Origin of the sequence: Halorubrum sp. LN27, assembly GCF_016635065.1 — an archaeon.
Taxonomy (GTDB): Archaea; Halobacteriota; Halobacteria; order Halobacteriales; family Haloferacaceae; genus Halorubrum; species Halorubrum salipaludis.
The window spans coordinates 180,263-202,606 of sequence record NZ_JAEPET010000001.1; the positions used below are offsets into that span (position 1 = coordinate 180,263).

The 22,344-nt window shown below is 70.8% G+C and carries 15 protein-coding genes; 1 reads left to right on the forward strand and 14 read right to left on the reverse strand.

Translation table 11 applies throughout. The features are described 5' to 3' along the window. Positions 1 to 2 precede the first annotated feature (2 nt). The 10 genes from JIN95_RS00820 to JIN95_RS00865 all read right to left on the reverse strand — a co-directional run bounded on the left by JIN95_RS00820 (position 3) and on the right by JIN95_RS00865 (position 11,095). A complete protein-coding gene (locus JIN95_RS00820) occupies positions 3 to 1,703 on the reverse strand; it encodes a hydantoinase B/oxoprolinase family protein (protein ID WP_200530252.1) in 1,701 nt (566 codons plus the stop codon). Beyond that, entirely contained in the window at positions 1,700 to 3,862 is a 2,163-nt protein-coding gene (locus tag JIN95_RS00825) for a hydantoinase/oxoprolinase family protein (RefSeq protein ID WP_200530253.1), read from the reverse strand. The genes JIN95_RS00820 and JIN95_RS00825 overlap by 4 nt, the downstream gene beginning before the upstream one ends. Before the next feature lie 9 nt (positions 3,863 to 3,871). Then, positions 3,872 to 4,531, reverse strand: coding sequence for an imidazole glycerol phosphate synthase subunit HisH (gene hisH / locus JIN95_RS00830; RefSeq protein WP_200530254.1), 660 nt, complete (start codon positions 4,529 to 4,531; stop codon positions 3,872 to 3,874). Between the two features lie 87 nt (positions 4,532 to 4,618). Beyond that, complete coding sequence (gene phnE / locus JIN95_RS00835; RefSeq protein ID WP_095635409.1) at positions 4,619 to 5,707, reverse strand: phosphonate ABC transporter, permease protein PhnE; 1,089 nt, start codon at positions 5,705 to 5,707, stop codon at positions 4,619 to 4,621. 22 nt (positions 5,708 to 5,729) lie between these two features. Then, positions 5,730 to 6,515: a phosphonate ABC transporter ATP-binding protein gene (locus JIN95_RS00840; protein ID WP_095635408.1), complete on the reverse strand. Its 786-nt coding sequence runs from the start codon at positions 6,513 to 6,515 to the stop codon at positions 5,730 to 5,732. 28 nt (positions 6,516 to 6,543) lie between these two features. Beyond that, complete coding sequence (locus JIN95_RS00845) at positions 6,544 to 7,629, reverse strand: PhnD/SsuA/transferrin family substrate-binding protein (protein WP_095635407.1); 1,086 nt, start codon at positions 7,627 to 7,629, stop codon at positions 6,544 to 6,546. Between the two features lie 102 nt (positions 7,630 to 7,731). Beyond that, positions 7,732 to 8,385, reverse strand: a complete 654-nt coding sequence (locus tag JIN95_RS00850; RefSeq protein ID WP_200530255.1) for a uracil-DNA glycosylase — start codon at positions 8,383 to 8,385, stop codon at positions 7,732 to 7,734. 407 nt (positions 8,386 to 8,792) lie between these two features. Next, the gene (locus JIN95_RS00855; RefSeq protein ID WP_200530256.1) at positions 8,793 to 10,226 is read right to left on the reverse strand and encodes a DUF4147 domain-containing protein; all 1,434 of its coding nucleotides are present in this window, start codon (positions 10,224 to 10,226) and stop codon (positions 8,793 to 8,795) included. Between the two features lie 88 nt (positions 10,227 to 10,314). Continuing rightward, positions 10,315 to 10,908 (reverse strand): DUF99 family protein, encoded by a 594-nt coding sequence (locus JIN95_RS00860; RefSeq protein WP_095635404.1) that lies wholly within the window; start codon positions 10,906 to 10,908, stop codon positions 10,315 to 10,317. 4 nt (positions 10,909 to 10,912) lie between these two features. Continuing rightward, complete coding sequence (locus JIN95_RS00865; protein ID WP_004049114.1) at positions 10,913 to 11,095, reverse strand: DUF5786 family protein; 183 nt, start codon at positions 11,093 to 11,095, stop codon at positions 10,913 to 10,915. A 115-nt stretch (positions 11,096 to 11,210) separates the two neighbouring features. Between JIN95_RS00865 and JIN95_RS00870 the strand changes: the two genes are divergently transcribed. Then, positions 11,211 to 11,852 (forward strand): MBL fold metallo-hydrolase, encoded by a 642-nt coding sequence (locus tag JIN95_RS00870; protein ID WP_200530257.1) that lies wholly within the window; start codon positions 11,211 to 11,213, stop codon positions 11,850 to 11,852. Positions 11,853 to 12,317: 465 nt separating this feature from the next. On the opposite strand, the gene JIN95_RS00875 is transcribed toward JIN95_RS00870, so the two are convergent. The 4 genes from JIN95_RS00875 to leuS all read right to left on the reverse strand — a co-directional run bounded on the left by JIN95_RS00875 (position 12,318) and on the right by leuS (position 22,320). Beyond that, entirely contained in the window at positions 12,318 to 15,233 is a 2,916-nt protein-coding gene (locus JIN95_RS00875) for a DEAD/DEAH box helicase (protein WP_200530258.1), read from the reverse strand. Between the two features lie 135 nt (positions 15,234 to 15,368). Further along, positions 15,369 to 18,008 carry a PAS domain-containing protein gene (locus tag JIN95_RS00880; protein ID WP_200530259.1) on the reverse strand — a complete coding sequence of 880 codons (2,640 nt, stop codon included), beginning with the start codon at positions 18,006 to 18,008 and terminating at the stop codon, positions 15,369 to 15,371. A gap of 106 nt (positions 18,009 to 18,114) precedes the next feature. Further along, on the reverse strand, positions 18,115 to 19,566 hold the full coding sequence (gene kynU, locus JIN95_RS00885; protein ID WP_200530260.1) for a kynureninase: 1,452 nt from the start codon (positions 19,564 to 19,566) through the stop codon (positions 18,115 to 18,117). A 69-nt stretch (positions 19,567 to 19,635) separates the two neighbouring features. After that, the gene (gene leuS / locus JIN95_RS00890) at positions 19,636 to 22,320 is read right to left on the reverse strand and encodes a leucine--tRNA ligase (RefSeq protein ID WP_200530261.1); all 2,685 of its coding nucleotides are present in this window, start codon (positions 22,318 to 22,320) and stop codon (positions 19,636 to 19,638) included. Between the last annotated feature and the right edge of the window lie 24 nt (positions 22,321 to 22,344).

The following is a 22,344-nucleotide window of genomic DNA, read 5'->3' on the forward strand; positions in this document are numbered from 1 at the left end:
CCTCATTCCTCGGTCGGACCGTCTCGGGTCGTCTTCCCGTCCGTCCGGTCCCGTTTCCTCGCCGCCGGGTCGCGCTCCGCGGGGTCGCCGTACCCGCCCCCGCCCGGCGTCCGGACGGTCACCGTCGTCCCCGGCTCCACGTCGACCGTCGCCTTCGCGGGGACGGGCTCGCCGTCGATCAGGTTCTCGCCGACCGCCCCCGGCTCGCCGCCCTCGCGGCCCGCGGGGGCGCGTCGCCGCCGCTCGGTCAAAAGCGAGACCGTCGCCGCGGTCTCGACGCGGACGGTCCGTTCCAGTCCGAGCCCGCCGCGGTGGCGCCCGTCCCCCCCGCTGTCCGGGCGGAAGGCGTACCGCTCCACCCGGAGCGGGTACGCCGCCTCCAGCGCCTCGACGGGGGTGTTGAGGGTGTTCGTCATCCCGACCTGCACGCCGTCCATCCCGTCTGCGTCGGGGCGCGCGCCGAACCCGCCGCCGATCGTCTCGTAGTAGGTGAACGACTCTCGGGTGTTGCCCGCGGGGTCGCCGCCCTCGCCGCGACCGGCACCACCTCCGCCCCGACTCCCGATCGTGAGGTTGTTCATCGTCCCCTGCCCCTCGGCGATCACCCGATCGGGGGCCGCCTCGCCGAGCGCCGCGAGGACCACGTCGACCGCGCGCTGGCTGGTCTCGACGTTCCCCCCGACGACCGCCGCCGGCGGCTCGGGGTTCAGGATCGACCCCTCGGGCGCCGACACCGACACCGGCTCGTAACATCCGTGGTTCGGCGGGATCGACGGGTCCGTCACGCAGCGCACGGCGAAGTAGACCGCGCTCTTCGCGACCGCGAAGGGGGCGTTGCAGTTCCCCGCGACCTGGTCGGCGCTCCCCGCGAAGTCGACCGCGAGCGACCCGCCGTCGACGGTCACCCTCGTCCGGATCGGGATATCGGCGTCGGTGACGCCGTCCCCCTCCAGCGCGTCTTCGGCCTCGTACGTCCCGTCCGGCAGCTCCCGTATCGCGCCGGTCGTCCGCTCGCGGGAGTAGTCGATCACGGCGTCGAAGGCGGCTTCGAGCCGGTCGCGGCCGTGTTCGGCGGCGAGGTCGCGGAGCCGGTCGCCCGCCCGCTCGTTGGCCGCGACCTGCGCCTCGAAGTCGGCGCGCCGCTCCGCCGGGTTCCGCACGTTCGCGAAGATCAGGTCGAAGACGTCCTCGACCCGGTCGCCGCCGTCGACGAGCCGTATCGGCGGGATCCGGAGCCCCTCCTGGTAGATCTCGCGGGCGCCGGCCGGCATGCTCCCGGGGGTCATCCCGCCCACGTCGGCGTGGTGCGCGCGGGAGACCGCGAAGCCGACCACGTCGCCGTCGAGCGCCAGCGGCGAGACGAGCGTCACGTCGGGGAGGTGCGTCCCGCCGGTGAACGGGTCGTTGAGGACGAAGACGTCGCCGGGGGCGGGGTCCCGCTCCCGCACGGCCGCGACCGCCTCCGGCATCGCGCCGAGGTGGACCGGGATGTGCTCCGCCTGCGCGACCATCCGGCCGTCAGCGTCGAAGAGCGCTGTCGAGCAGTCCCGCCGCTCCGTGATGTTCGGCGAGTACGCCCCGCGGATCAGCACGGTTCCCATCTCCTCGGCGACGCCCTCCAGCTGGTTGCGGAGGACCTCGAGCGTCACCGGGTCGATGGCGGTGGCGTCCCCGCCGTCGGCGTCCGGTCCGCGACCGGTCATCGGCCGTCACCCCCCGTCGGTCCCGCGGCCCCCTCCTCCCGCTCCAGCACGACCGTCCCGTCCCGCCGGACGCGACCGCCCCACGCAGGCGGGACGACGGTCGTGCTCTCGGCGCCTTCGAGCACCGCCGGCCCGTCGAGGGTCGCTCCGGCCCCGAGCGCGTCGCGGTCGTAGACGGCCGCCTCGACCGCGCCGGCGTCGGGGAAGACGACCCTGCGAGCCCCCCGTTTCGCGTCGACAGCGCCGGACCGCGAGACGGTCGGGGCCTCGACCGCGACGGTCGCCGTCGCCCGGAGCGTGACCGCCTCGACCGCGGCGTCGAGCCGGTAGCCGTAGGCGCGCTCGTGGGCCGCCGCGAAGCGCTCGGCGAGGGTCGCGGGGTCGGCCGGGGCGGCGGCGGCGGCGCTCCGGCCGGACTCGCTTTCTCCGCCCCCGGCGTCGACGGTGAGCTCGAAGCTCTGCCCGACGTATCGGCAGTCGGCGGCCAGCTCGACCGCCGCCTCGGGGTCCGAGACGTCCGCGAGGACGCGGTCGGTCAGCTCCGCGAAGGCGGCCGTGAGCTCCTCGCCGGTCTCGTCTCCCTCGCCGGTTCCGTCCCCCAGCGTGACCCGGACGGTCCGGGCCGCGTCGTGGGTCTCGTCGGCCGCGAGTAGCCCGTACGCCGACAGCACGCCGGCCGGGCCCGGGACGAGCACGCGCTCCATCCCGAGCCGGTCGGCGAGCGCGGCGGCGTGCATCGGCCCCGCGCCGCCGAAGGCGACGAGGTCGAACGCGCGCGGGTCCCGGCCGCGCTCGACCGTGACGGACCGGATCGCCCGCGCCATCGTCGCGTTGGCGACGCGGTAGGCGCCCCGTGCCGCGGCGGTCGCGGCGTCGAGGCCGTCGTCGCCCTCGATCCCGGCCTCGTCGGCGAGCCGGTCGAGGGCGTCGCGGGCCGCGTCGGCGTCGAGCGAGAGGTCGCCGCCGAGCGCCGCGTCTGGACCGATGTACCCTAAGCGCACGTCGGCGTCGGTGACCGTCGGCTCGGTCCCGCCCCGCCCGTAGCAGGCCGGTCCCGGCTCCGCGCCCGCGGACTCCGGGCCGACGCGGAGCGCGCCGCCGGCGTCGGTCCACGCGATCGACCCCCCGCCCGCGCCGACCGTCTCCACGTCGACCGTCGGGGTCCGGAGGGGGACGCCCGCGATCGTCGTGTCCGCGGCCCGCTCGGCCCGGCCGTCGCGCACGAGGCTCACGTCGCTCGACGTGCCGCCCATGTCGAAGGTGACGGCGGCGGTGGGTTCGCCGGTCTCATCGCCGGTCTCATCGTCCTCGGCGGCGCCCGCGAGTGTCGCGCCGCCCGCGACCGCGGCCGCGCCGACGACGCCGGCGGCGGGCCCCGACAGCACCGTCGTCACGGCGCTTTGCCGGACCGTCTCGGCGTCGGCAACGCCCCCGTTCGAGCGCATCACCCGCGGCTCGGGGAGTCCCAGGTCCGCGGCGCCCGCGACGATCCGCCCGAGGTAGTCGTCGAGCTCCGGCGTCAGGTACGCGTCCGCGGCGGTCGTCGCCGTGCGCTCGAACTCCCGGAACTCGGCGAGCACGTCGTGAGAGGCGGAGACGGGGACGTCGAGGGCCTCGCGGAGGCCCTCGGCCACCGCGGCCTCGTTCTCCGGGTGCGCGTACGCGTGCAGGAGACAGACGGCGACGCTCTCGGCGTCGCTCTCGGCGATCTCGGCCGCCAGATCGCGGACCTCGTCGGGGTCAATCGCGCGCTCGACCCCGTCGGTCGTCGCGCGCTCGTCGACCTCGAACCGGCGCCGCCGGGGAACGAGCGGGGCCGGCTTCTCCGCGTCGAGGTCGTAGAGGGCGGGCCGGGTCTGCCGGCCGATCTCCAGCGCGTCCCGGAAGCCGGCGGTCGTCACGAGCGCGGTCCGGGCGCCGTCGCGTTCGAGGAGGGCGTTGACGGAGACCGTGGTCGCGTGGGCGAAGGCGTCCACGTCGGCGGGGGCGATCCCGGCCGCGTCACAGGCCTCGCGGATCCCGTCGAGGACGCCGGCGTGTTGGGGAGTCGTCGTCGGCACCTTCGCGGTCGTGAGGTCGCCGTCGACGACGAGCGCGGCGTCGGTGAACGTGCCGCCCACGTCGACGCCGAGCCTGACGGTCGGGCTGTCGTCGGCCATCCTCGGTCACTACCGGTCCGCGCAGTACTCGACGAAGTTCCGCAGGATGCGGAGCCCCGTCTCCCCGCTCTTCTCGGGGTGGAACTGCGTGCCGAACACGTTGCCCGCCTCGTTGGCGACGACGGCGGGGAAGTCGACCCCGTAGTCCGCGGTGGCGACGACCGCGTCCGGGTCGTCGGGCTCGGCGTAGTAGGAGTGGACGAAGTACGCGTACTCCCCGTCGACCCCCTCGACCAGCGGGTGGTCGCGCTCGACGGACAGCTCGTTCCAGCCCATGTGCGGGACCTTGCGGTCCACGTCGAATCGGACGTTGGTCCCGGGGACCAGATCGAGGCCGGTCACCTCGCCTTCCCCCTCGTGGTCGGCCTCCTCGCTGGACGTGAGGAGCATCTGCATCCCGAGGCAGATCCCGAAGAGAGGACGGCCGGCGTCGGCGTGGTCGGTCAGCGCCTCCCGGAGGGGGCCGGCGTTCTCCATCCCCTCGCGGAACGCGCCGACGCCGGGGAGGACGACGCCGTCGGCGGCCGCGAACGCCTCGGGGTCGTCGGTGATCTCGACCGACGCGCCGGCGCGTTCGAGGCCGCGGGTCGCGGACCGGAGGTTCCCGAGGCCGTAGTCGACTAAAACCACGTCCGCCAGCGTCTCCGCGGGCGGTTCGAAGGTGCTCATACGTCCCCTCGGAGGGGCACGGAAAAGTCGGTTTCCCTTGTGACAGTCGGGAGGCGACGGACCGCGTCCGCGGTGGACGCCGGCCGACTACTTCAGCATCGAGTCCGCCATCCGACGCGGGAAGCCGGCGATGAGCTCCCAGATGCCCATCTCCACGTCGTCGGAGCGCAGCCGCGACCGGAGCCGCTGGCTGAACAGCTCGACGGAGATGATGAGCAGGAAGATGGCGAGCAGCGTCGCCATCATCTCGGTGAACCGCAGCAGGTTCTGCTGGGAGGTGAGGACGTAGCCGAGCCCTCCGGCGCCGATGACGCCGACCGTGACGCCGATCCGGACGTTGATCTCGAAGATGTACAGCGTCCACGCGATAAAGGCGGTCCGGACCTGGCTCAGCATGCCGAAGAAGACGATCTGGGGCTTGCTCGCCCCGGTCGTCCGCATCGCCTCGATCGGCCCGTCCTCGATCTCTTCGAGCTCGTCGACGAACAGCCGGCCGAGGTTCCCGATCGTGTCGAACGCGATCGCGATCGCGGCCGAGGCCGGGCCGAGCCCGAGGAACGGGATGAAGATGAGCGTCCAGATGATCGCCGGGATCGCCCGGATGAACGACATCGTCCCGCGGAAGATGAAGTTGAAGGGGAACGGGGTGACGCGCTCGGAGCCGAGCGTCCCGAAGACCAGCGCGAACGGGAACCCGAGGACCGTCCCGACGAACCCCATCGCGAGCGTGATGCCGGCCTCGCCGAATATCTGGAAGATCCCGAGCTCGAGGAAGAAGAACGCGTAGATGTCCGCCAGGTTCGGCGGGAACTGGAACAGCAGTCCGCCGATCTCGGGGTCGTACAGCAGGTTCTCCTGCCTGATGAACGCGACGTACTGGCCGAAATCGAGGAACGGGATCACGCCGAAGTGCCTCGTGATTGGGAAGAAGCCGGTGAGCGAGTCGGTGAACGTCTCGAGGCGCGCGTCCGGGTTCAGAAGCTCCGTCGCGGCGAACGCCTGCACCGTGGCGAACGCGAGGAACGCCAGCAGGCCGGTCCACCCGAGCGCTCGGCGGCGACGCGTCTGCCTGATGTTCTCGAACTGTTCGGCGATGCGATTCGGAACGTCGGACCCCTCGTCGTCGACCGCGTCGGATCCGACCGTCCCGTCGGAGGTCGTTGTGTCTGTTGTCACTCGTAGATCAGCTCCGTTCCCGTCACGACGTCGCGACCTCGTCGGTCGCGGCGTCGGCGTCGCCGTCGTCGCGGACGAACATCCCCTCGGTGTCGATGTCGCCGTAGAGGTCGTCGATGACGTCGATCGTCAGCTCGTCTCGGTAGCCGTCGAACACCTTCTTCCCGTCTCTCAGGCCGATGAATCGGTGCCCGAACTTCCGGGCGATGTTCACCTGGTGGAGGCTACAGAAGGTCGTCAGATCGCGGTCGTCCGAGGCGGTCCGGAGGTAGTCCATCACGCTCTGTGCGCTGCCGGGGTCGAGGCTCGCGACCGGTTCGTCGGCGAGCAAGACGTTCGGCTGCTGAACGAGCGCGCGGGCGATCCCCACGCGCTGCTGTTGGCCGCCGCTCATCCGTCGCGCCTTCTGTTCGGCCTCGTCCAAGAGCCCGACCGTGTCGAGGGCGTCGAGGGCGCGGTGCTTCTCCTCTTCGTCCTGTAGCTGGAGGACGCTGGAGAGGAACCCGGAGCGGTGGACGCCGCCGGAAAGCGAGTTCGAGTACGCCGTCATGTCGCCGATGATGTTGTGCTGTTGGAAGATCATCGCGACCTCCGGGCGGGGCTCGATCATTGGCTCGCCGTCGATCCGGATCTCGCCCTCGGTGGGCGAGAGCAGTCCGCTCAGCGTCCGCAACAGGGTGGACTTCCCGGACCCGGAGACGCCGAGCACGATGACGAACTCGCCGGCGGGGACCTCGAAGGACACGTCGTCGAGCGCGACCGTGTCGCCGAACCGCTTCGTCAGACCGTCTACTTCGATGTAAGTCATGAGGAGAGAGTGTAGATCGCCGCGCGGCCTAGAGTTCGCTCCACTCCAGCCCGAGCTCTCGACCGAGGTCCGCGACGGGCTGGTAGTCCTCCTCGGTCGCCGGCTCGACGCCGCTGAACCAGAGGGCGTGAGCCTCGACCAGATCGAGGTCGTCCTGCTGTTCCTCGCTGAGCTCGGACTCCTCCATGTCGAGGATCTCGGGGTCGATGTTGAGCGCCTCGGCGATGTCCGCCTGCGAGTCGTGCTCGAACGCCTCCTGTGGCGCGTCGATCATCAGCTGCCGGATGTCGTCCTTGAGCGACTCCTCCCACGCGCCGTTGCTCACGATCGGCGCGCGCGGGATCGGGTCGGAGACGGCGAGGAGCTGCAGCTCGGGGTCGTCCTCGCCGGCCCCGTCATACTCCACGGAGATGTCGGCGAACTCCTGTGACATCTCGTCGAACTGCTCCTGCGGGACGTGCGAGGCCGTCGAGAACGCGCCGGTCCCGGCGGCCGCGATCCGGTCGTCCTCGATGAGCTGTTCGCGGGCCGTTGTGTGATCGGAGGTCCGGAGCTCGAAGTCCTCGGGCGAGCCCGAGGGGGCGTTCCCGATGTCGAGCCCGGCGTTGCTGAGCATGAACAGCGGGAACAGCGTCCCGGAGACCGACGTCGGCGCCGCCGACGCGAAGACCTCGCCCTCGATGTCGGCCAGCTCCTCGATGTCGCTGTCGGGCGTCGTCGTGATGAGCGAGAAGTACCGCTCGGCGCCGAACGCCACCCGCATCCCGGTCACGTCGAGCTCCTCGGGGATCTGCGCGACCGCGCCCGGTGAGGTGTCAGCGAAGAGGCGGTCGCCCTCCTCGGCGCGCCGGAGCTCCTGTGCCGTCCCGGAGTAGCTCGCGGTCGGCTGCTCGACGATCTCGACTTCCGCCTCGGACTCGATGTACTCGAACAGCGGCTGATACTGGACCTGGATGTCGATCTCCTCTTCCGCGGGGTTCATCACCCACGTGACCTCGGTCGCAGAACTCCCGGAACCGCCCAGTCCGGAACACCCGGCGAGCCCGACTGCCCCGGCCGCGCCGGCCGTTTTGACAAACGTTCGCCGATCCGCCGACCACCTGTTGTCGGACATACGGTTGTGGGTTCGACTCGCATGGTATATTATTTTCTATGTTTCATACCTAGAGCTACTGTGGCGGACGTTCGCACGGCTTTTGCCCGCTATTCGTTCGTTTCAGAACTCGCCGAGCCGCGACTGACCGCCCGACTCGGCGCCGGCCACGCCGCTCAGCTCGCCCGCCCGCGCGATCGTCTCGAAGAACCCGTCGCGCTGGCTCCGGTCGTACAGCGTCGCCGCGGGGTGGACGGAGAGCAGCACGCGGCGCGACGCCCCCGCAATCCGCGCGTCCACCACGTCGCCCGACTCCGACGTGATCGCCACCGACCGGTCGAGGAGGTGCTCGCTCGGCACCTTCCCGAGGGTGACGATCAGCTCCGGATCGACGCGGTCGATCTCGCCTTCGAGGTGACCGCGGCAGTTCGCTAACTCCCCCTTCTTCGGGTCTCGGTTGTCCGGGGGGCGACACCGGACGCAGTTGGTGATCCGCACGTCCGTCCGCGCGAGCCCGGCGTCACGGAGCGCGTCGTCGAGCACGTCGCCGGACCGGCCCACGAACGGCTCGCCCTTCTCGTCCTCCTGTGCCCCCGGTCCCTCGCCGACGAACAGCAGGTCCGCGTCGGCCGGGCCGACGCCGTCGACGATCCGGCTCCGCGACTCGACGAGCGCCGGGCAGCGCTCGCAGGAGGGCACTCGGAGGTCCTCGTCGAGGGCGTCTCCGTCGAGGGCGTCGCCGCCAGGCGCGTCTCCGTCGTCCCCGTTCTCGGTCATGGATCGGTCTGTGGGCGGGGTCGACATAAGTCCGTCCGCCTCGCGACGACGGTTCGATCGGGTGGTGTCTCGATCGCGTGGCCGGTGTCGGACGTTTATAAACGGTTACTGACAGTGACCCGGCGGCGAACACCGCCAAAGCCCCAGCCGGGAGGCGGACAGACGCTTGCTGCGCGCCTCGTCACTCGCGTTGCTCGTTCCTGCGGTGCTTACTGCGCCTCTGTCCGCCTCCTGACTGCCCCTTTGAGTCCCGCCCCGCACAGTACCGCACCTCACGCCTCCCCAGCCTCGTCGCTGGCGGCTAGCGCCGCCAGCGACTCCCTCGCGCGTGCTCCTCGGCCGCGAAGCGGCCTCGGAGGCACGCGCCACTGCATGCCGTTTATAAGCGATCGGCGCGTCTCCGACGCTCAGTCCCGTTTCTCGACCACGATCGCCCGCAGGTCGTTGACGTTCGTCCCGGTCGGCCCGGTCCGCAGGAGCGCGCCCGCGTCGTCGAGGAGCGGGTACGCGTCGTGCCGGTCGAGGGCGTCGCGGGCGGCGTCGGGGTCGAGCGTCGTCGCGTCCGCGACGGCGCCGGCGGCATCGGTCGGGCCGTCGATCCCGTCGGTGTCGACGCTCGCGACGACGACCCGGGGGTCGCCGTTGACGGCTTCCTCCCCAAGCGGTCCCGCCGCGAGCGCGAGGCCGGCGCTCGCGACGAACTCCGCGTTCGGGCCGCCAGTCCCGGGGTCCGCCGCGTCCGCGAGCGTCACGGTCGTCTCGCCGCCGGAGAGCAGCACGGCCGGCGGCTCGACCGGCGACCCGCGGGCGGCGCACTCCTCGGCGATCGCGGCGTGGGTCGTCCCGGCCTCGCGCGCCTCGCCCCGGACGCTCGCGGAGAGGACGAGCGGTTCGTACCCCCGGTCCGCCGCGGCGCTCGCGGCCGCGTCGAGCGCAGTCCGCGCGTTGCCGACGACGAACGCCGCGGTCCGGTCGAACGCCGGGTCGCCCGCGGTCGGGGTCTCCGGGAGGTCGCCGTCGGCGCCCGTCGAGAGGTGCTCGCGCACCGCGGCGGGGACGTCGAGGTCGTACCGGTCGAGGACCGCGAGCGCGTCCGCGTACGTGGAGGGGTCGGGGACGGTCGGGCCGCTCGCGATCGTGTCGAGCGGGTCGCCGATCACGTCGCTGACCGCGAGCGTCGCGGTCGTCGCGGGGGCGGTCGCGCGAGCCAACTGCCCGCCCTTCACCGCCGAGCAGTGCTTCCGGACCGCGTTGATCTCGTCGATCGACGCGCCCGACGCGAGCAGCCCCTCCGTGAGCGCCCGGAGGTCGGTGACCGAGAGCGGGTCCGCGGGCGCGGCCAGAAGCGCGCTCCCCCCGCCGGTGATCGCGGCGAGCACGAGGTCGTCGGGCCCGGCGCGCTCCGCCGCGTCGAGCACCCGCCGCGCGCTCTCGGCGCCCCGTTCGCTCGGGATCGGGTGGTCGCCGGGGAGGACCGCGAGTCCGGCCGCGGACGGTCGGTCCGCCGGGTCCTCGGTGACGACGACGCCCTCGGCGACGCCGTGTCCGCCGTGCCCGCCGCCCTCGAGAAGGGCGACAAGCGCGGCGGCGACCTCGGCGGACGCCTTCCCCGCCCCGAGGAGGACGATCCGGTCGAACGCGTCGAGGTCGTACTCGCCGGTCTCGCCGTCGCCACCCTCGATCCGGAGGCTCCCGTCCCGGACCGAGACGGCGTCGCGGACCAGTCGCTCCGGGAGCGCGGCCTCGATCCCAGCCGCGAGGCAGTCGAGGGCGGTCTCGTGTGTCCGCGTCCGCGCGAGCCGCTCGCGGTCGCGGAACCGCACGCCGCGGTCGTCGCTCATACCGGCGGATCTCGGCGGACCGGTATATATCCGGCGCGGGCCGTTGCCCGCGGTTCGGCCGGGGGCTCGGGCCAGAACCGGGTGCCGACTACCCCTCCGCCGCCTCCCGATGGGCGCTCGCCGCGATCGCGGCGATCCGGAGCGGCTCGGGACGGCGGAACCCCTCGCGGACCAGCCCGCGGACTGCGGCCGCGGCCTCGCCCGCGTCGATCCCGACCGCGCGGACAAACAGGGGCTGCGGGTCCTCGTCCGTCGCGTCCGCGGCGTCCCCGGACTCGTCCGGTACCACCCGAACCCGGTCCGGCAGGGACCGGTAGACCTCGAGCCGCCGGGCGAGCGCCTCGCCGTCGAACGCCTCGCGGAGCGCCGGTTCGAGCCCGGGGCTCGCCTCGTAGCTCACGGCGTAGGCCGGTCGGTCGACGGCGTCGCGGAGGCGCGGCAGGTCGAGGAGGTTGAACCACGCCGGCGCGATCCCCGAGACGGCGACGTGACGCACGTCCTCGCGGCCGAGCCGGTCGACGAGCGCGATCGCGGCGTCGGTCGCGTCGGTTCCGCCGACGGTACACGCCTCGAACCCGAGCCCGTCGAGCGTGCCGTCGGATCTGACCACGGCCCCGGCTAGGCGGCTGGTCCGGTCGCCGTCTGAGAACGCGATTCCGAGCGTCCGGCTCGGCGGGGTCACCCCGTTACGTCTCCTCGGACTTGATCTCTTGGAGCCGGTCGAGAAGCTCGTCGTTCGACGCGCCGGGCTCGTAGTCGACGGAGCCCTCGTGTACCTCTTCCGCGGCTCGGACTCCGTCGTCGTCGTCGAAATCCGCGTCCAGGTCCTGGTTCTCCTGTTCGGATTCGTCGTAGCTTCCGAAGCCCATATGTGAGTGTAGCTAACACGCCGCGACGGATAAATCCCCGGGCGCTCGGGGGGGTTCGGCGACCCGCCCGCCGGCGACTGCACGCTTTTACCCGTTCGGCGGCCTTCGTGCGCGTATGGAGCCGATCACCGTCACCGCGGACGCGGAGGAGTTCACCTGCAACGCGTACCTCGTGCCCGACGAGGCGCCGACGCTCGTGGACGCCGGGACGATGCCCGGCGTCGAGGACGTGATCGCCGACGCGCTCGCCGACGCGGGCGTCGACGGGCTCGACCGGGTCGTGTTGACCCACCAGCACCACGACCACGTCGGCGAGCTCGACGCGGTGCTCGACCGGTTCGACGCGACCCTCTACGCCAACGCCTCGCACCCCCGAAGCGACGTGGCGATCGGCGACGGCGACGAGATCCTCGTCGGCGATGAGCCCTGCGAGGTCGTCGAGAGCCCCGGTCACGCCGACGATCACGTCGCCCTGATCGGCGACGAGCGGCTCTACTCCGGCGACGTGGTCGTGTACAACGACGGCGCGTTCGACGACGGCTCGTTCGGCCGCACCGACATGGCGGGGCAATCGCGCGAGGCGCTGATCGAGAGCCTGCACGCCATCCTCGACGCGCTCCCGGACACCGTGACGGCGATGTACCCCGGTCACGGCGACGTGTACCGCGCGAGCGACGGCCCCGACACGGTCCGCGAGGTTATCGAGCGCGCGACCGAGCGCGCCGAGCGCCGCGAGCCGAAGTACCCGGACGAGTAGCGAACGAATCGGGTGGGAAACGTCTGCGGCTATTTATAAGGGATGTGCGGTGGCGCGCGCCTCCGAGCGGCCGGTAGGCCGCGAGGAGCGCCGCGCGAGGGACGCGGCGAGCGCCTTTTTAAGGCGCGAGCCGCGAGGCTGGGGAGGAATGAGGCTGTGGTTGCGGTGCTGTGGGTGGGACTCAAAGGGGCAGCCAGGAGGACGGCTTAGGCGACGCAAGCACCGCAACGAGGGAGCTAGCGACCGAGTGAGGAGCGCAGCGAGCGTAAGCCGTCCTCCTGGCTGGGGCTTTGGCGGTGTTCACCGTTGATCCGCAGCTGACCATTTATAAGCGATCGGCTGGGGCTTTGGCGGTGTCCACCGCCGATCCGCAGTCAACCGTTTATAAACGAGCGGCTAGAGCGTTGGTCGCATTGACCGCGCCGTCAGTCCCTCGCAATTAGTCAGCCGAATCGCTGTCCCGATCTAGTCCCAGAACGACTGCGTCCGCGCGTACTCGCGCTCCTGGCGGAGCACGTCGCGGTAGAACTCGTCTTCGTCCTCGCGCAGCTTGTTGATGATCCGCGCGGCGTTGTGTGGCCCGACGCCGCGCGCCGCCAGCGCGATCACGGCCCGCTTCCCGTGCGTCTGGACGAGGCTCGCCGCCCGATGCGCCCGCTCCGTCCGCCGCTCCTGCTCCTCGTCCTTCTCCGACGCCCGGACCGCCGCGACCGTCTCGTCGTCCCACGGGTTCAGCGCCGCGATCCGCGTCGAGCCGCACTCGGGACACTCCGGCTCGTCGGGGACGCGCCGGACCTTCGTGGTGCGCGTCCAGTCGGCGCAGTGGAGACAAAAGAGGATCACCCGGTCGTTTTGAATCCGCTCGCGGATCGTCTCGATCACGTCAGCGTCGGCGTTCTCGGGGACGAGGAACTCCGTCCCTGAGGACCGGCCGGCGGTCCCGAGCGGGGTCCGCTCGCGGGCGATCGCGGTCTCGATCGAACCGTCCTGCATCCCCTCCAGCACTGCGGCGGTCTCCCCGACCGCGAGGTCGGCGTGGAACACCTCGCGGAGCGCCTCGTCGTAGACGGGGGTGTCCTCCAGCGCCGCGAGCAGTCGGTCGCCGCCGAAGCGCCCCCGTCCCTCGCGGTAGCGCTTGACCGCGCCGAACTTCGCGGCGACCTGCGCGAGGGTGAACTTGAGCGCGTCGGACTTTTTCAGGGCGAGTTCGAGGTACGCCTCCAGCCGGTCGGGGTCGGTCGTCTCCAGCACCTCGCGGAACGTGCCGGGGTCGACGTCGTGCGGGACCTCGAACTCGACCCGGTAGGGATCCACGTCCATCCCGATCGACGAGCCCGCGCGCTGCCCCACGAGCGCCGCGAGCAGGCGCGCGAGCGTCTCGTTGACCTCGTGGCCGAAGGCGGCGTTGACCGCGACGGTGCGCGCGCTCCCCTCGATCACGACCCGGCGGTCCGTGGGGACCGGGTGGCCGGCGTCGACGTGGTCGACGACCGGCCGCAGCGCGGTCGCGATCGTCTCCTCGTCCGCCGGGTAACGCTCGGCCAGGTCACCCGCGACCGCCTCGGGCGTCGAGCCCGCTTCCAGCGCATCGGCGACCTCGCCGCGGATCCGGCCGACCTCCTCCGCGACGGGCTTCGGGACCGGGATTTCCTGGCCGATCCACGAGGGAACCTCTCCCGCGGGGTCGGCGATGGGCGTGACGTTCACCCGTTCCTCCTCCTCGTCGACCTCGGTGATGCGCCACATCTCGCCGCGCTGGATGAACGTCTCGCCCGGCCCCGCGAAGTTGACGACGAACCGCTCGTCCAAGGTGCCGATCCCGCGACGGGAGGACATGTCGTACACCTCGTAGGTGGACTCGTCGGGGATCATCGAGAGGTTCGCGTAGAAGTACTGCCACGTCCCGCCCGACTTCTCTAAGGTGTCCGACTCCTCGTCGAGCCACAGCAGGCGGTTGCCGTCGAGCTCGCGGACGACCTCCTGGAACTGCGGCTCCGAGAGGTCCGCGAACGGGTACGCGTTCGTGACGATATCGTACGCCCGTCGGGCGTGAACCTCGCCCTCGTCCATCACGATCCCGACGATCTGGTTGGCGACGGTGTCGAGGCTCCCGTGGTGGATCGCGGCCGGCTCCACCAGCTCTTCCCCGGCGCGCCGCGCGATCGCGAGCGCTTCGAGCGTGTCGTCGCCGCCCTGCGTCACGACGGTCCCCTCGGAGACGAGGTCGCGGCGGTGCCCCGCGCGCCCGACGCGCTGGAGCAGGCGGGCGACCTCGCGCGGGCTCCCGTACTGGACCACGTGGTCGACGCGCCCCACGTCGATCCCGAGCTCCATCGAGGAGGTGCAGACGAGCCCGTCGAGCTCGCCCGCCTTGAACCGGTCCTCCACGTCGATCCGCACGTCCTTCGAGAGCGAGCCGTGGTGGACCTCGATCTCGGTGGGGTCGGCGACGCCCTCCCGCTCCTCCCGCTCCGCGAGCGTCTTGAACCGCGAGCCCAGCGCCTCAGCAGTCTGTCGCGTGTTGACGAAGATCAACGTCGACTCGTGGTCGGCGACGATCTCGCGGATCGCCCGGACGTGGCTCGCGGTCGTCTCGTCGACCGCCAGCTCGCCGGCGAGCGTCGAATCGCGGTCCGTAATCGGCGGGTCGAGCACCCGCACGTCGGTGCGCGTCCCGGCCGCGACCTCGACGACTTCGAACTCGCGGTCCCCCTCGCGGTTCGGGTCGCGTGTCCCCGACCCGACGAGGAACCGCCCGACCTCCTCGGGGTCGCCGACCGTCGCGGAGAGCCCAACCCGCTGGAACGGCCCCGCCACGCGGCGGAGGCGTTCGAGCCCGACCGTCAGCTGGGCGCCGCGCTTCGCCGAGGCGAGCTCGTGGACCTCGTCGATCACGACGTGCGCGACGTCTTCGAGCGCGACCCGCATCTTCGAGCCGGTCAAGATTGCCTGGAGGCTCTCCGGCGTCGTGATCAACACGTCCGGGGGGTCGTCGGCCTGTTTGCTCCGCTCGTACTGGGTGGTGTCGCCGTGGCGCACCGCGACCTCGACGCCGAGCCGGTCGCCCCACCACTCCAGTCTGTCCATCATGTCGCGGTTGAGCGCGCGGAGGGGGGTGATGTAGAGGGCAGAGATCCCCTCGCGCGGCTGGTCGCCCGGCGAATCCCGAGCGTCGACGATCGCGTCGAAGACGGGGAGCATCGCGGTCTCCGTCTTCCCGGTGCCCGTCGGGGCGAGCACGAGGGCGTTCTTCCCGTCGGCCAGCGGCGGGATCGCCTCGCGTTGGGGCTCCGTGGGCGTGGAGAACCCCTGTTCGGAGAGCGCCTCGCGCAGTTCGCTCCCGAGGTGCGCGAACGCGTCCATGCCCGACGGTTCCGGCATTCTCTGATCGTCGGACATTGGGCGCTCGGGCGATTAAGCCCGTCGCTGTGCGAGGTCTGCGCGACAGGTCAGCGCCGCCCGCGGCCGCGATACGTCTCGCGTTCCCGTCAGTCGGCGAGAGGCAGTCGCGTCCCGTCAGTCGGCGAGAGGCAGTTCGACGATGAACACGCTGCCCGTCGGCTCGTTGTCCTCGACCCAGACGTCGCCCCCGTACTTGTCGACGAGCGTCTTGACGAGGTAGAGCCCGACCCCCGTCCCGCCGCTCTCGAGGCCCTTCTCGCCTTCTTGGAAGATCTGTTCTTTGTGTTTATCCTCGATACCGGGACCGTTGTCGGCGATCGACACGCGCACGCAATCGCCGTCAACGCGCGCCGAAACCGCGATTTCGGCCACGTCCTCGTTGTTGTGGACGACCGCATTCGTCAGCAGGTTCCGGAACACCGACTCCAACAGGTCGTCGGCCAACACCGTCACGTCGGGGATGTCCCCGTCGACGGAGACCCTCGCCCTGTCCTGATCCGCGCGGACCCGCTCGATCTGATCGGAGAGCTCGTCGCGGAGGTTCACCGGCGACCGGTCGCTGCCGACCTGTAGCAGCACGTCGGTGACGTCCTTGGCCGTCTCCGTGATCTCCGTCGCCTGCTTCGCCGCCTCGATGACCGTCCGCGCGTACGTCCGGCTCTGGTCGTCGGGCAGCGAGTCCACGAGCAGCTCGGTGTACGACTCGACGACCATCAGCTGGTTCCGGATGTCGTGGCGGACGACTTGGTTGAGGAGGGTGAGGCTGTCCCGCTGCTGCTCGAGCGTCCGCTCGTACTCCTTGAGTTCGGTCACGTCGCGGGCGTATCCCAGCACGGCGTCTTCCCCCGTCTCGGACACCTTGTAGGGGATCTTCGTCGTCTGCAGGATGCGCGTCTCGCCGTCCGCCGTCGTCAGCATCTCCTCCCCGATCAATCTCGGCTCGCCCGACTCGATCACCTCCAAGTCGTCCTGTCGGAACTCGGCCGAGTCGTCGACGTTGGGAATGATGTCGGCCTCCGAGCGTCCCTCGACCTCTTCGGGCGTCTTTCCGTACGCCTCCGCGGTCGCCTTGTTCGCCAGTAGGTACTCGCCGTCGCGGTTCTTCGCGAACACTAGGTCCGGGACGAGGTCGATGATCTTCCGAAGCTCCTCGCGGGTCGACTCGAGGGCGACCTCGTACTCCTTCCGCTCCGTGATGTCTTGGAACAGCCCCAACGCGCCGACCACGTCCCCCGAGTCGTCGAACTGCGGATCGCCGATCGCCCTGACCCACCGGGTCTGCCCGGACTCCCTGACGACCCGCAGTTCGAGGTCGTACGACTCGCCCTCCTCGATCAGCCGGTCGAAGGCGGCCTCGATTGTCTCTCGGTCGGCCGGGTGGTAAAACTCGATGGCGTCCTCCAGCTCGACCGACTCGTCCATCGGCACCTCGTGGATGCGATACACCTCGTCGCTCCACGTGAGCGACCCGTCGAGCAGATCGAACTCCCACCACCCGATCGACGCGCTCTCTTGGGTCCGCTCGATGAGCGCCCGAGTGCGTTCCAACTCCCGTTCTCGCCGCTTCTGATCGTCGACGTCGAGGTGGATGCCGACGGCCCGAACCGGTTCTCCCTCCCCGTCGCGCTCGACGACCTTCCCGACGTCGCGGATCCACTTCCACTCGCCGGACGCGGTACGCATCCGGTGTTCCGTGTCGTAGTACGCCGTCTCGCCGGCGATGTGCTCCGACAGGGCGTCTTCGACCGGCTCGAGGTCGTCGGGGTGGACGCGGCGCTCCCACTCCTCGAGGCGCGGTTCGATCTCGTCCGCGGAGTGTCCGAGCATCCGCGCCCACTGCTCGTTGAACTCGACCTCGTCGGTGGTCATGTCCCAGTCCCAGATCCCGAGTTGGGCGCCCTCGACCGCGAGTTCGAGGCGGTCTTTGAGCTGCTGAAGCGTCCGTTCTCTCTCCTTCTGCTCGGTGATATCCGTCGAGACGCCACAGACGGCCACGATCTCCCCCTCGTCGTCGTACACGGGTGACTTCCGAGTGAGGCGGACGCTTTCCCCCGCGGAAGTCGGGATCGTCTCTTCGATTTCGATCTGCTCTCCGCTGTTGAGGACTCGCTGGTCGTCCGCCCGGGTCCGTTCCGCGCTCTCCTGCGGGAAGAGGTCTCTGTCGGTCATCCCGACGGAGTCGTCGTCCACGTCGAGCAGATCGCGGCACGCCTGGTTCATCAGGAGATACCGACCGTCGGCGTCTTTGAGGAACACCGCCGCCGACATCGTCTCCAACACGGTCTGGAACCGGCGGTGCGTACGCTGGTGCTCCCGCTCCTGTTCCTTCTGCTCGGTGATATCCCGCGCGACGCCGACGATCCGCGTCACCCTTCCGTCCTCGGTGATCGGCGTCAGCTTCGTCTGCCAGCAGTTCGTGCCCCCCGGAAAGTCGAGCCACTCCTCGTACTCGATCGTCTCTCCGCGTTCGACACAACGGCGGTAGTTCGCGGCGACGGCCGCACCCTGCTCGTCGCCGAGGAACTCCCTCGGTGTCTGACCCCGCATCGCGTCCTCGGAGAGGCCCGTCTGCTCCTGGTGTGCGGTGTTGTTCTGTCCAAAGGTAAATTTGTAGCCGTCGCCGGTCCGGCCGACCTCAACGATAAAAACGGCGTCGTCCATCTCGCGAAAGATCGCCTCGTAAACGCTGTCGACGCCCTCGCCGGTCACGTCGAACGAGCTGGCGTCGTCGGTTGAACGTGCATTCTCGCCCATCGGTTCTCTTAGCACCAGATAGGATTAATAGGCTGATAAGAGTGCGGATGTCGGTGCTCGAATTCGGACTCTAACGGGCCGCGACGCGACCAGATCGACGCGACCGCTACGTCACCCCGCCCTCGCTCGTCGCGTAGCTCTCGTGCGCCCCCGACTTGAGGATCGCCTCGATCTCGTCGACCACTTCCAGCACGTCGGCGAATCCGGTGTACGGCGCCGCCGGACACACTCGAACCACGTTCGGCGGCCGGAAGTCGACGACCACGCCGCGGTCTCTTAAGGCCTCGCTCAGCCGTTCCGCGTCGGGGTGTTCGAGGGCGACGTGGCCCCCGCGAGCCGCGTGTTCGCGCGGCGTTCCGACGTCGACCGCCGGGAGCCGGGCGTCGACTAAGGCAATCAGGAAGTCGGTGAGCGCGAGCGACTTCGCTCGAAGCCGGTCGATCCCGGCTTCTCGGAGGAGTTCGACCGACCCCTCGAGGGGCGCCGCGGCGAGCAGCGGCGGGGTGCCGATCTGCCACGCCCCCGCCGACTCCGCGGGCGTGTACTCCATGTTCATCTCGAACTGGGTCGCCTTCTCGTGGCCCCACCACCCCGCCAGTGCGGGCGTGAGCCCGTGATGGCGCTCGGCGACGAACAGCGCCCCGATCGAACCGGGGCCGGCGTTGAGGTACTTGTAGGTGCACCACACCGCGAAGTCGACGCCGGCGTCGCCGAACTCGTGCCGGACCGCCCCCGCGGAGTGAGCCGCGTCGAACCCGACGTACGCGCCCGCCTCGTGGCCCGCATCGGCGATCCGCGCGACGTCGAACAGCTGGCCGGAGCGGTACAGCGCGGTCGGCATGCAGACGATCCCCACGTCGTCGTGCGCCGCCAGCGCGGCCTCGATGTCGCGGGGGTCGATGGTCCGGCCGTCCCGGCTCGGAACGACGCGGAGCTTCTCGTCCGGGTCGATCCCGCGCTGGCGGAGCTGCGCGCGGACCGCGTAGTGGTCCGAGGGGAAGTCGAGCTCGTTGACGAGGACGGCGGGCTCGGTGTCGGGGCCGCCGTCCGGTTCCCACGTCCCGTCGGCCGCCTCGAACTCCTCCCGATCCGGGCCGTTCCCCGCCAGCAGCTCGTCGAGGAAGGTGCCGATCAGCGTGTGGACGTTGACGGTGATCGAGTTGCCGACGACGACCTCGCTCGGCTCGGCGCCGACGATGGGCGCGAGCGCGTCGCCGAGCCGCTCGCCGACCTCGAACCACGGCGGGTCGGCGTCGGTCCACCCGCCGATCAGCCGGTCGCGCCACTCGTCGACGACGCGGTCGAGGCTCGCGAGGGCGGCGTCGCTCGCGGGGCCGAGCGAGTTGCCGTCCATATACAAGACGCCGTCGGGCACGTGGTACCGGTCGGCGAACCCGGAGAGCGGGTCGCCGTCGTCGAGGCGGGCGGCGAGGACGGCGGGGTCGGGGTCGGCCGCGCCCCCACCGTCCGCAGCGCCGAGACCCTCGCCCGCGAGGGCGTCGCGGGCGGGGGCGTAGGGGCCCCCGGACTCGCCGCTCGCCGCGTCGGAATCGTCCATACACGGGGGGACGCCGCCGGCGACTAAGCCCTTCCGGGCCGCCGGATCTGTTTATAAATGGTCGGGCCGCTACTCGACGATATCGATCGCCGGGCGACCCGGCTCGGCCTTTCGAACCACCGAGTCGTCGGCGTCGGCCGCGCGCTCGACGCGGACCGGGGCGTCGAACTCGCGCTCGATCAGCCACGAGGCCGCGCGCAGCGCCTCGTACTCCTCGTCGCCCGACAGGGTCTCCCGGAGCGCCTCGCGGTTCGCCTGCAGGTCCTGTCCGTAGGAGGCGGCGTCGTCGCCCCGCTCGCGGATGTGGCTCTCCGCCATCAGCTCCGAGATGAGGTTGTCGGCGTCGCTGTCGATCGCGATCGACAGGGCGTCGTACTTCCAGTCGGGCGCGACAACCACGTCGATTCGCTCGGGGTCCTCGATACCGGCGACCTCGACGATGTCGCGCACGTCCTCGCGGGTGTTGGCGACCAACCGGCGACGCTTCTCGACCGTCTCGCGGTCGACCGTCGCGGTCGGCCAGTCGGCCTCGACGACGAACCCGTCGCGGCCAAGCGTCTCCCACAGCTCCTCGGCCAGGTGCGGGACGACCGGCGCGAGCAGGCGGACGGCGACGTCCAGCCCGCGCTCGTAGGTCTCCGGGTGCGGGTCGGCGTGCCCCCGGTAGCTCCGGAGCGTCCCCACGAGGTCCTGCGCCTCGCGCAGCGCGACGTTGAAGGTGAGGTCGTCGTACTCACCGCCCGCGATGGCGACGGCGGCGTCGATCTCGTCGGCGACGTAGTCGTCGACCGTGTCGCGGTCGGCGCCCTCGGCGTCGCCGTCGCCGGCGAGCGACGCGTCGCCCGCGGCGTACTCCTCGACGAGGTCCGTCAGCCGCGCCAGGAAGCGGTGCGTCGACTTGACGCCCTCCTCGGACCAGTCGAAGTCGCGCTCGGGCTGGGCGGCCTGCATCATGAACAGCCGGGCCGTGTCGGCGCCGTACTCGTCGACGATGCGCTGGGGGGAGACCGTGTTCCCCACCGACTTGGACATCTTCTCGCCCTCCAGCTGGACCATCCCCTGCGCCAGCAGGTTCGTGAACGGCTCGCGGTGCTCCAGCCCCTCCTCGTCGGCCAGCACCTTGGTGACGAACCGGGAGTACAGCAGGTGCATCACGGCGTGCTCGATGCCGCCGACGTACTGGTCGACCGGCATCCAGTCGTTCGCGCGCTCTAAGTCGAAGGGGACCGCCTCGTCGCCCGGCGAGACGTAGCGCAGGAAGTACCACGAGGAGTCGACGAACGTGTCCATCGTGTCGGTCTCGCGGGTCGCGGGGCCGCCGCACTCCGGACAGGTCGTCTCCTTCCACTCCTCGGCGGCGTCCAGCGGGTTCCCGGTGGTGTTGATGAACTCCGGCAGCTCGACCGGCAGGTCCTCCTCGGGCACCAGCACCGAGCCGCAGTCGTCGCAGTGGACGACCGGGATCGGGGTCCCCCAGTAGCGCTGTCGGGAGATTCCCCAGTCGCGCAGGCGGTACTGGGTGGTCGCCTCGGCGCTCTCAATGTCCTCGGTCAGCCGCTCGCGGGCCGTCTCGCTGTCGAGCCCGCTGTACTCGCCCGAGTTGATGACGACGCCGTCGTCGGTGAACGCGGCCTCGCTCACGTCGGGCGCGTCCGGGACCGTCTCGCCGTCCCAGTCGTCGGGCTCCGGCGCGATCACCGGCTCGATGTCGACCCCCATCTTCTCGGCGAACGCGTGGTCGCGCTCGTCGTGGCCGGGCACCGCCATCAGCGCGCCCGTCCCCACGTCGGAGAGGACGAAGTCGGCGACGAAGACGGGGATCTCCTCGCCCGTCGCGGGGTTCGTGGCGGTGAGCCCGGTCTCGACGCCGTTGGGCTCGTCGCCCTCGGGGTCGGCCTCGTGGTGGACGAACTCGTGGACCGCGTCGTCCTCGTCGGCCAGCTCCTCCGCGATCGGGTGGTCCGGCGCCAGCGCGAAGAACGTCGCGCCGTGGATCGTGTCGATCCGCGTCGTGAACGCCGTGACAGGGCCGTGACCCTCGACGTGGAAGTCCACCTCGCTCCCGTGCTGGCGGCCGATCCAGTTGCGCTGCATCTGGCGCACGGAGTCGGGCCACCCCTCCAGCTCGTCGATGGCGTCGATCAGCTCGTCGGCGTACTCCGTGATCTCTAAGAACCACTGGTCTAGGTCCCGCGTCTCGACGGGGGTGTCACAGCGCCAACACAGCTCGTCGTCGCCCTCCACCTGCTCGTCGGCGAGGACGGTCTCGCAGGACGGACACCAGTTCACCTCGGCGTCGCGGCGCTCGACGAGCCCCGCCTCGTGGAACCGCCGGAACAGCCACTGGTTCCACCGGTAGTACTCGGGGGTGCAGGTGGTGACCTCGCGGTCCCAGTCGTAGCCGAACCCCATCGACTTCATCTGGCCGCGCATCGTGTCGATGCAGTCGAACGTCCAGTCGCGGGGGTTCGTGTCCCGCTCCTTGGCGGCGTTCTCGGCGGGCAGACCGAACGCGTCCCACCCCATCGGGTGGAGCACGTCGTCGCCCCGCATCCGGCGGTACCGGGCGTACGCGTCCGTGATCGTGTAGTTGCGGACGTGGCCCATGTGGAGCTTCCCGGACGGGTACGGGTACATCCCCAGCACGTAGGTGGGGTTGTCCACCTCGTCCGGCGTGCGATACACGGAGGCGTCCTCCCACGCCTCCTGCCACCGTTTCTCGACCGCGGTGTGGTCGTAACCCTCCTGAGACATCTGCTTATATACTCGTGGTCGGGT

Bases quoted from the DNA above. Each gene is read 5' to 3' on its own strand.
- JIN95_RS00820 (WP_200530252.1), bottom strand. From the start codon at position 1,703: ATGACCGGTCGCGGACCGGACGCCGACGGCGGGGACGCCACCGCCATC.
- JIN95_RS00825 (WP_200530253.1), bottom strand. From the start codon at position 3,862: ATGGCCGACGACAGCCCGACCGTCAGGCTCGGCGTCGACGTGGGCGGC.
- hisH (WP_200530254.1), bottom strand. From the start codon at position 4,531: ATGAGCACCTTCGAACCGCCCGCGGAGACGCTGGCGGACGTGGTTTTA.
- JIN95_RS00840 (WP_095635408.1), bottom strand. From the start codon at position 6,515: ATGACTTACATCGAAGTAGACGGTCTGACGAAGCGGTTCGGCGACACG.
- JIN95_RS00845 (WP_095635407.1), bottom strand. From the start codon at position 7,629: ATGTCCGACAACAGGTGGTCGGCGGATCGGCGAACGTTTGTCAAAACG.
- JIN95_RS00850 (WP_200530255.1), bottom strand. From the start codon at position 8,385: ATGACCGAGAACGGGGACGACGGAGACGCGCCTGGCGGCGACGCCCTC.
- JIN95_RS00855 (WP_200530256.1), bottom strand. From the start codon at position 10,226: ATGAGCGACGACCGCGGCGTGCGGTTCCGCGACCGCGAGCGGCTCGCG.
- JIN95_RS00865 (WP_004049114.1), bottom strand. From the start codon at position 11,095: ATGGGCTTCGGAAGCTACGACGAATCCGAACAGGAGAACCAGGACCTG.
- JIN95_RS00870 (WP_200530257.1), top strand. From the start codon at position 11,211: ATGGAGCCGATCACCGTCACCGCGGACGCGGAGGAGTTCACCTGCAAC.
- JIN95_RS00875 (WP_200530258.1), bottom strand. From the start codon at position 15,233: ATGCCGGAACCGTCGGGCATGGACGCGTTCGCGCACCTCGGGAGCGAA.
- JIN95_RS00880 (WP_200530259.1), bottom strand. From the start codon at position 18,008: ATGGGCGAGAATGCACGTTCAACCGACGACGCCAGCTCGTTCGACGTG.
- kynU (WP_200530260.1), bottom strand. From the start codon at position 19,566: ATGGACGATTCCGACGCGGCGAGCGGCGAGTCCGGGGGCCCCTACGCC.
- leuS (WP_200530261.1), bottom strand. From the start codon at position 22,320: ATGTCTCAGGAGGGTTACGACCACACCGCGGTCGAGAAACGGTGGCAG.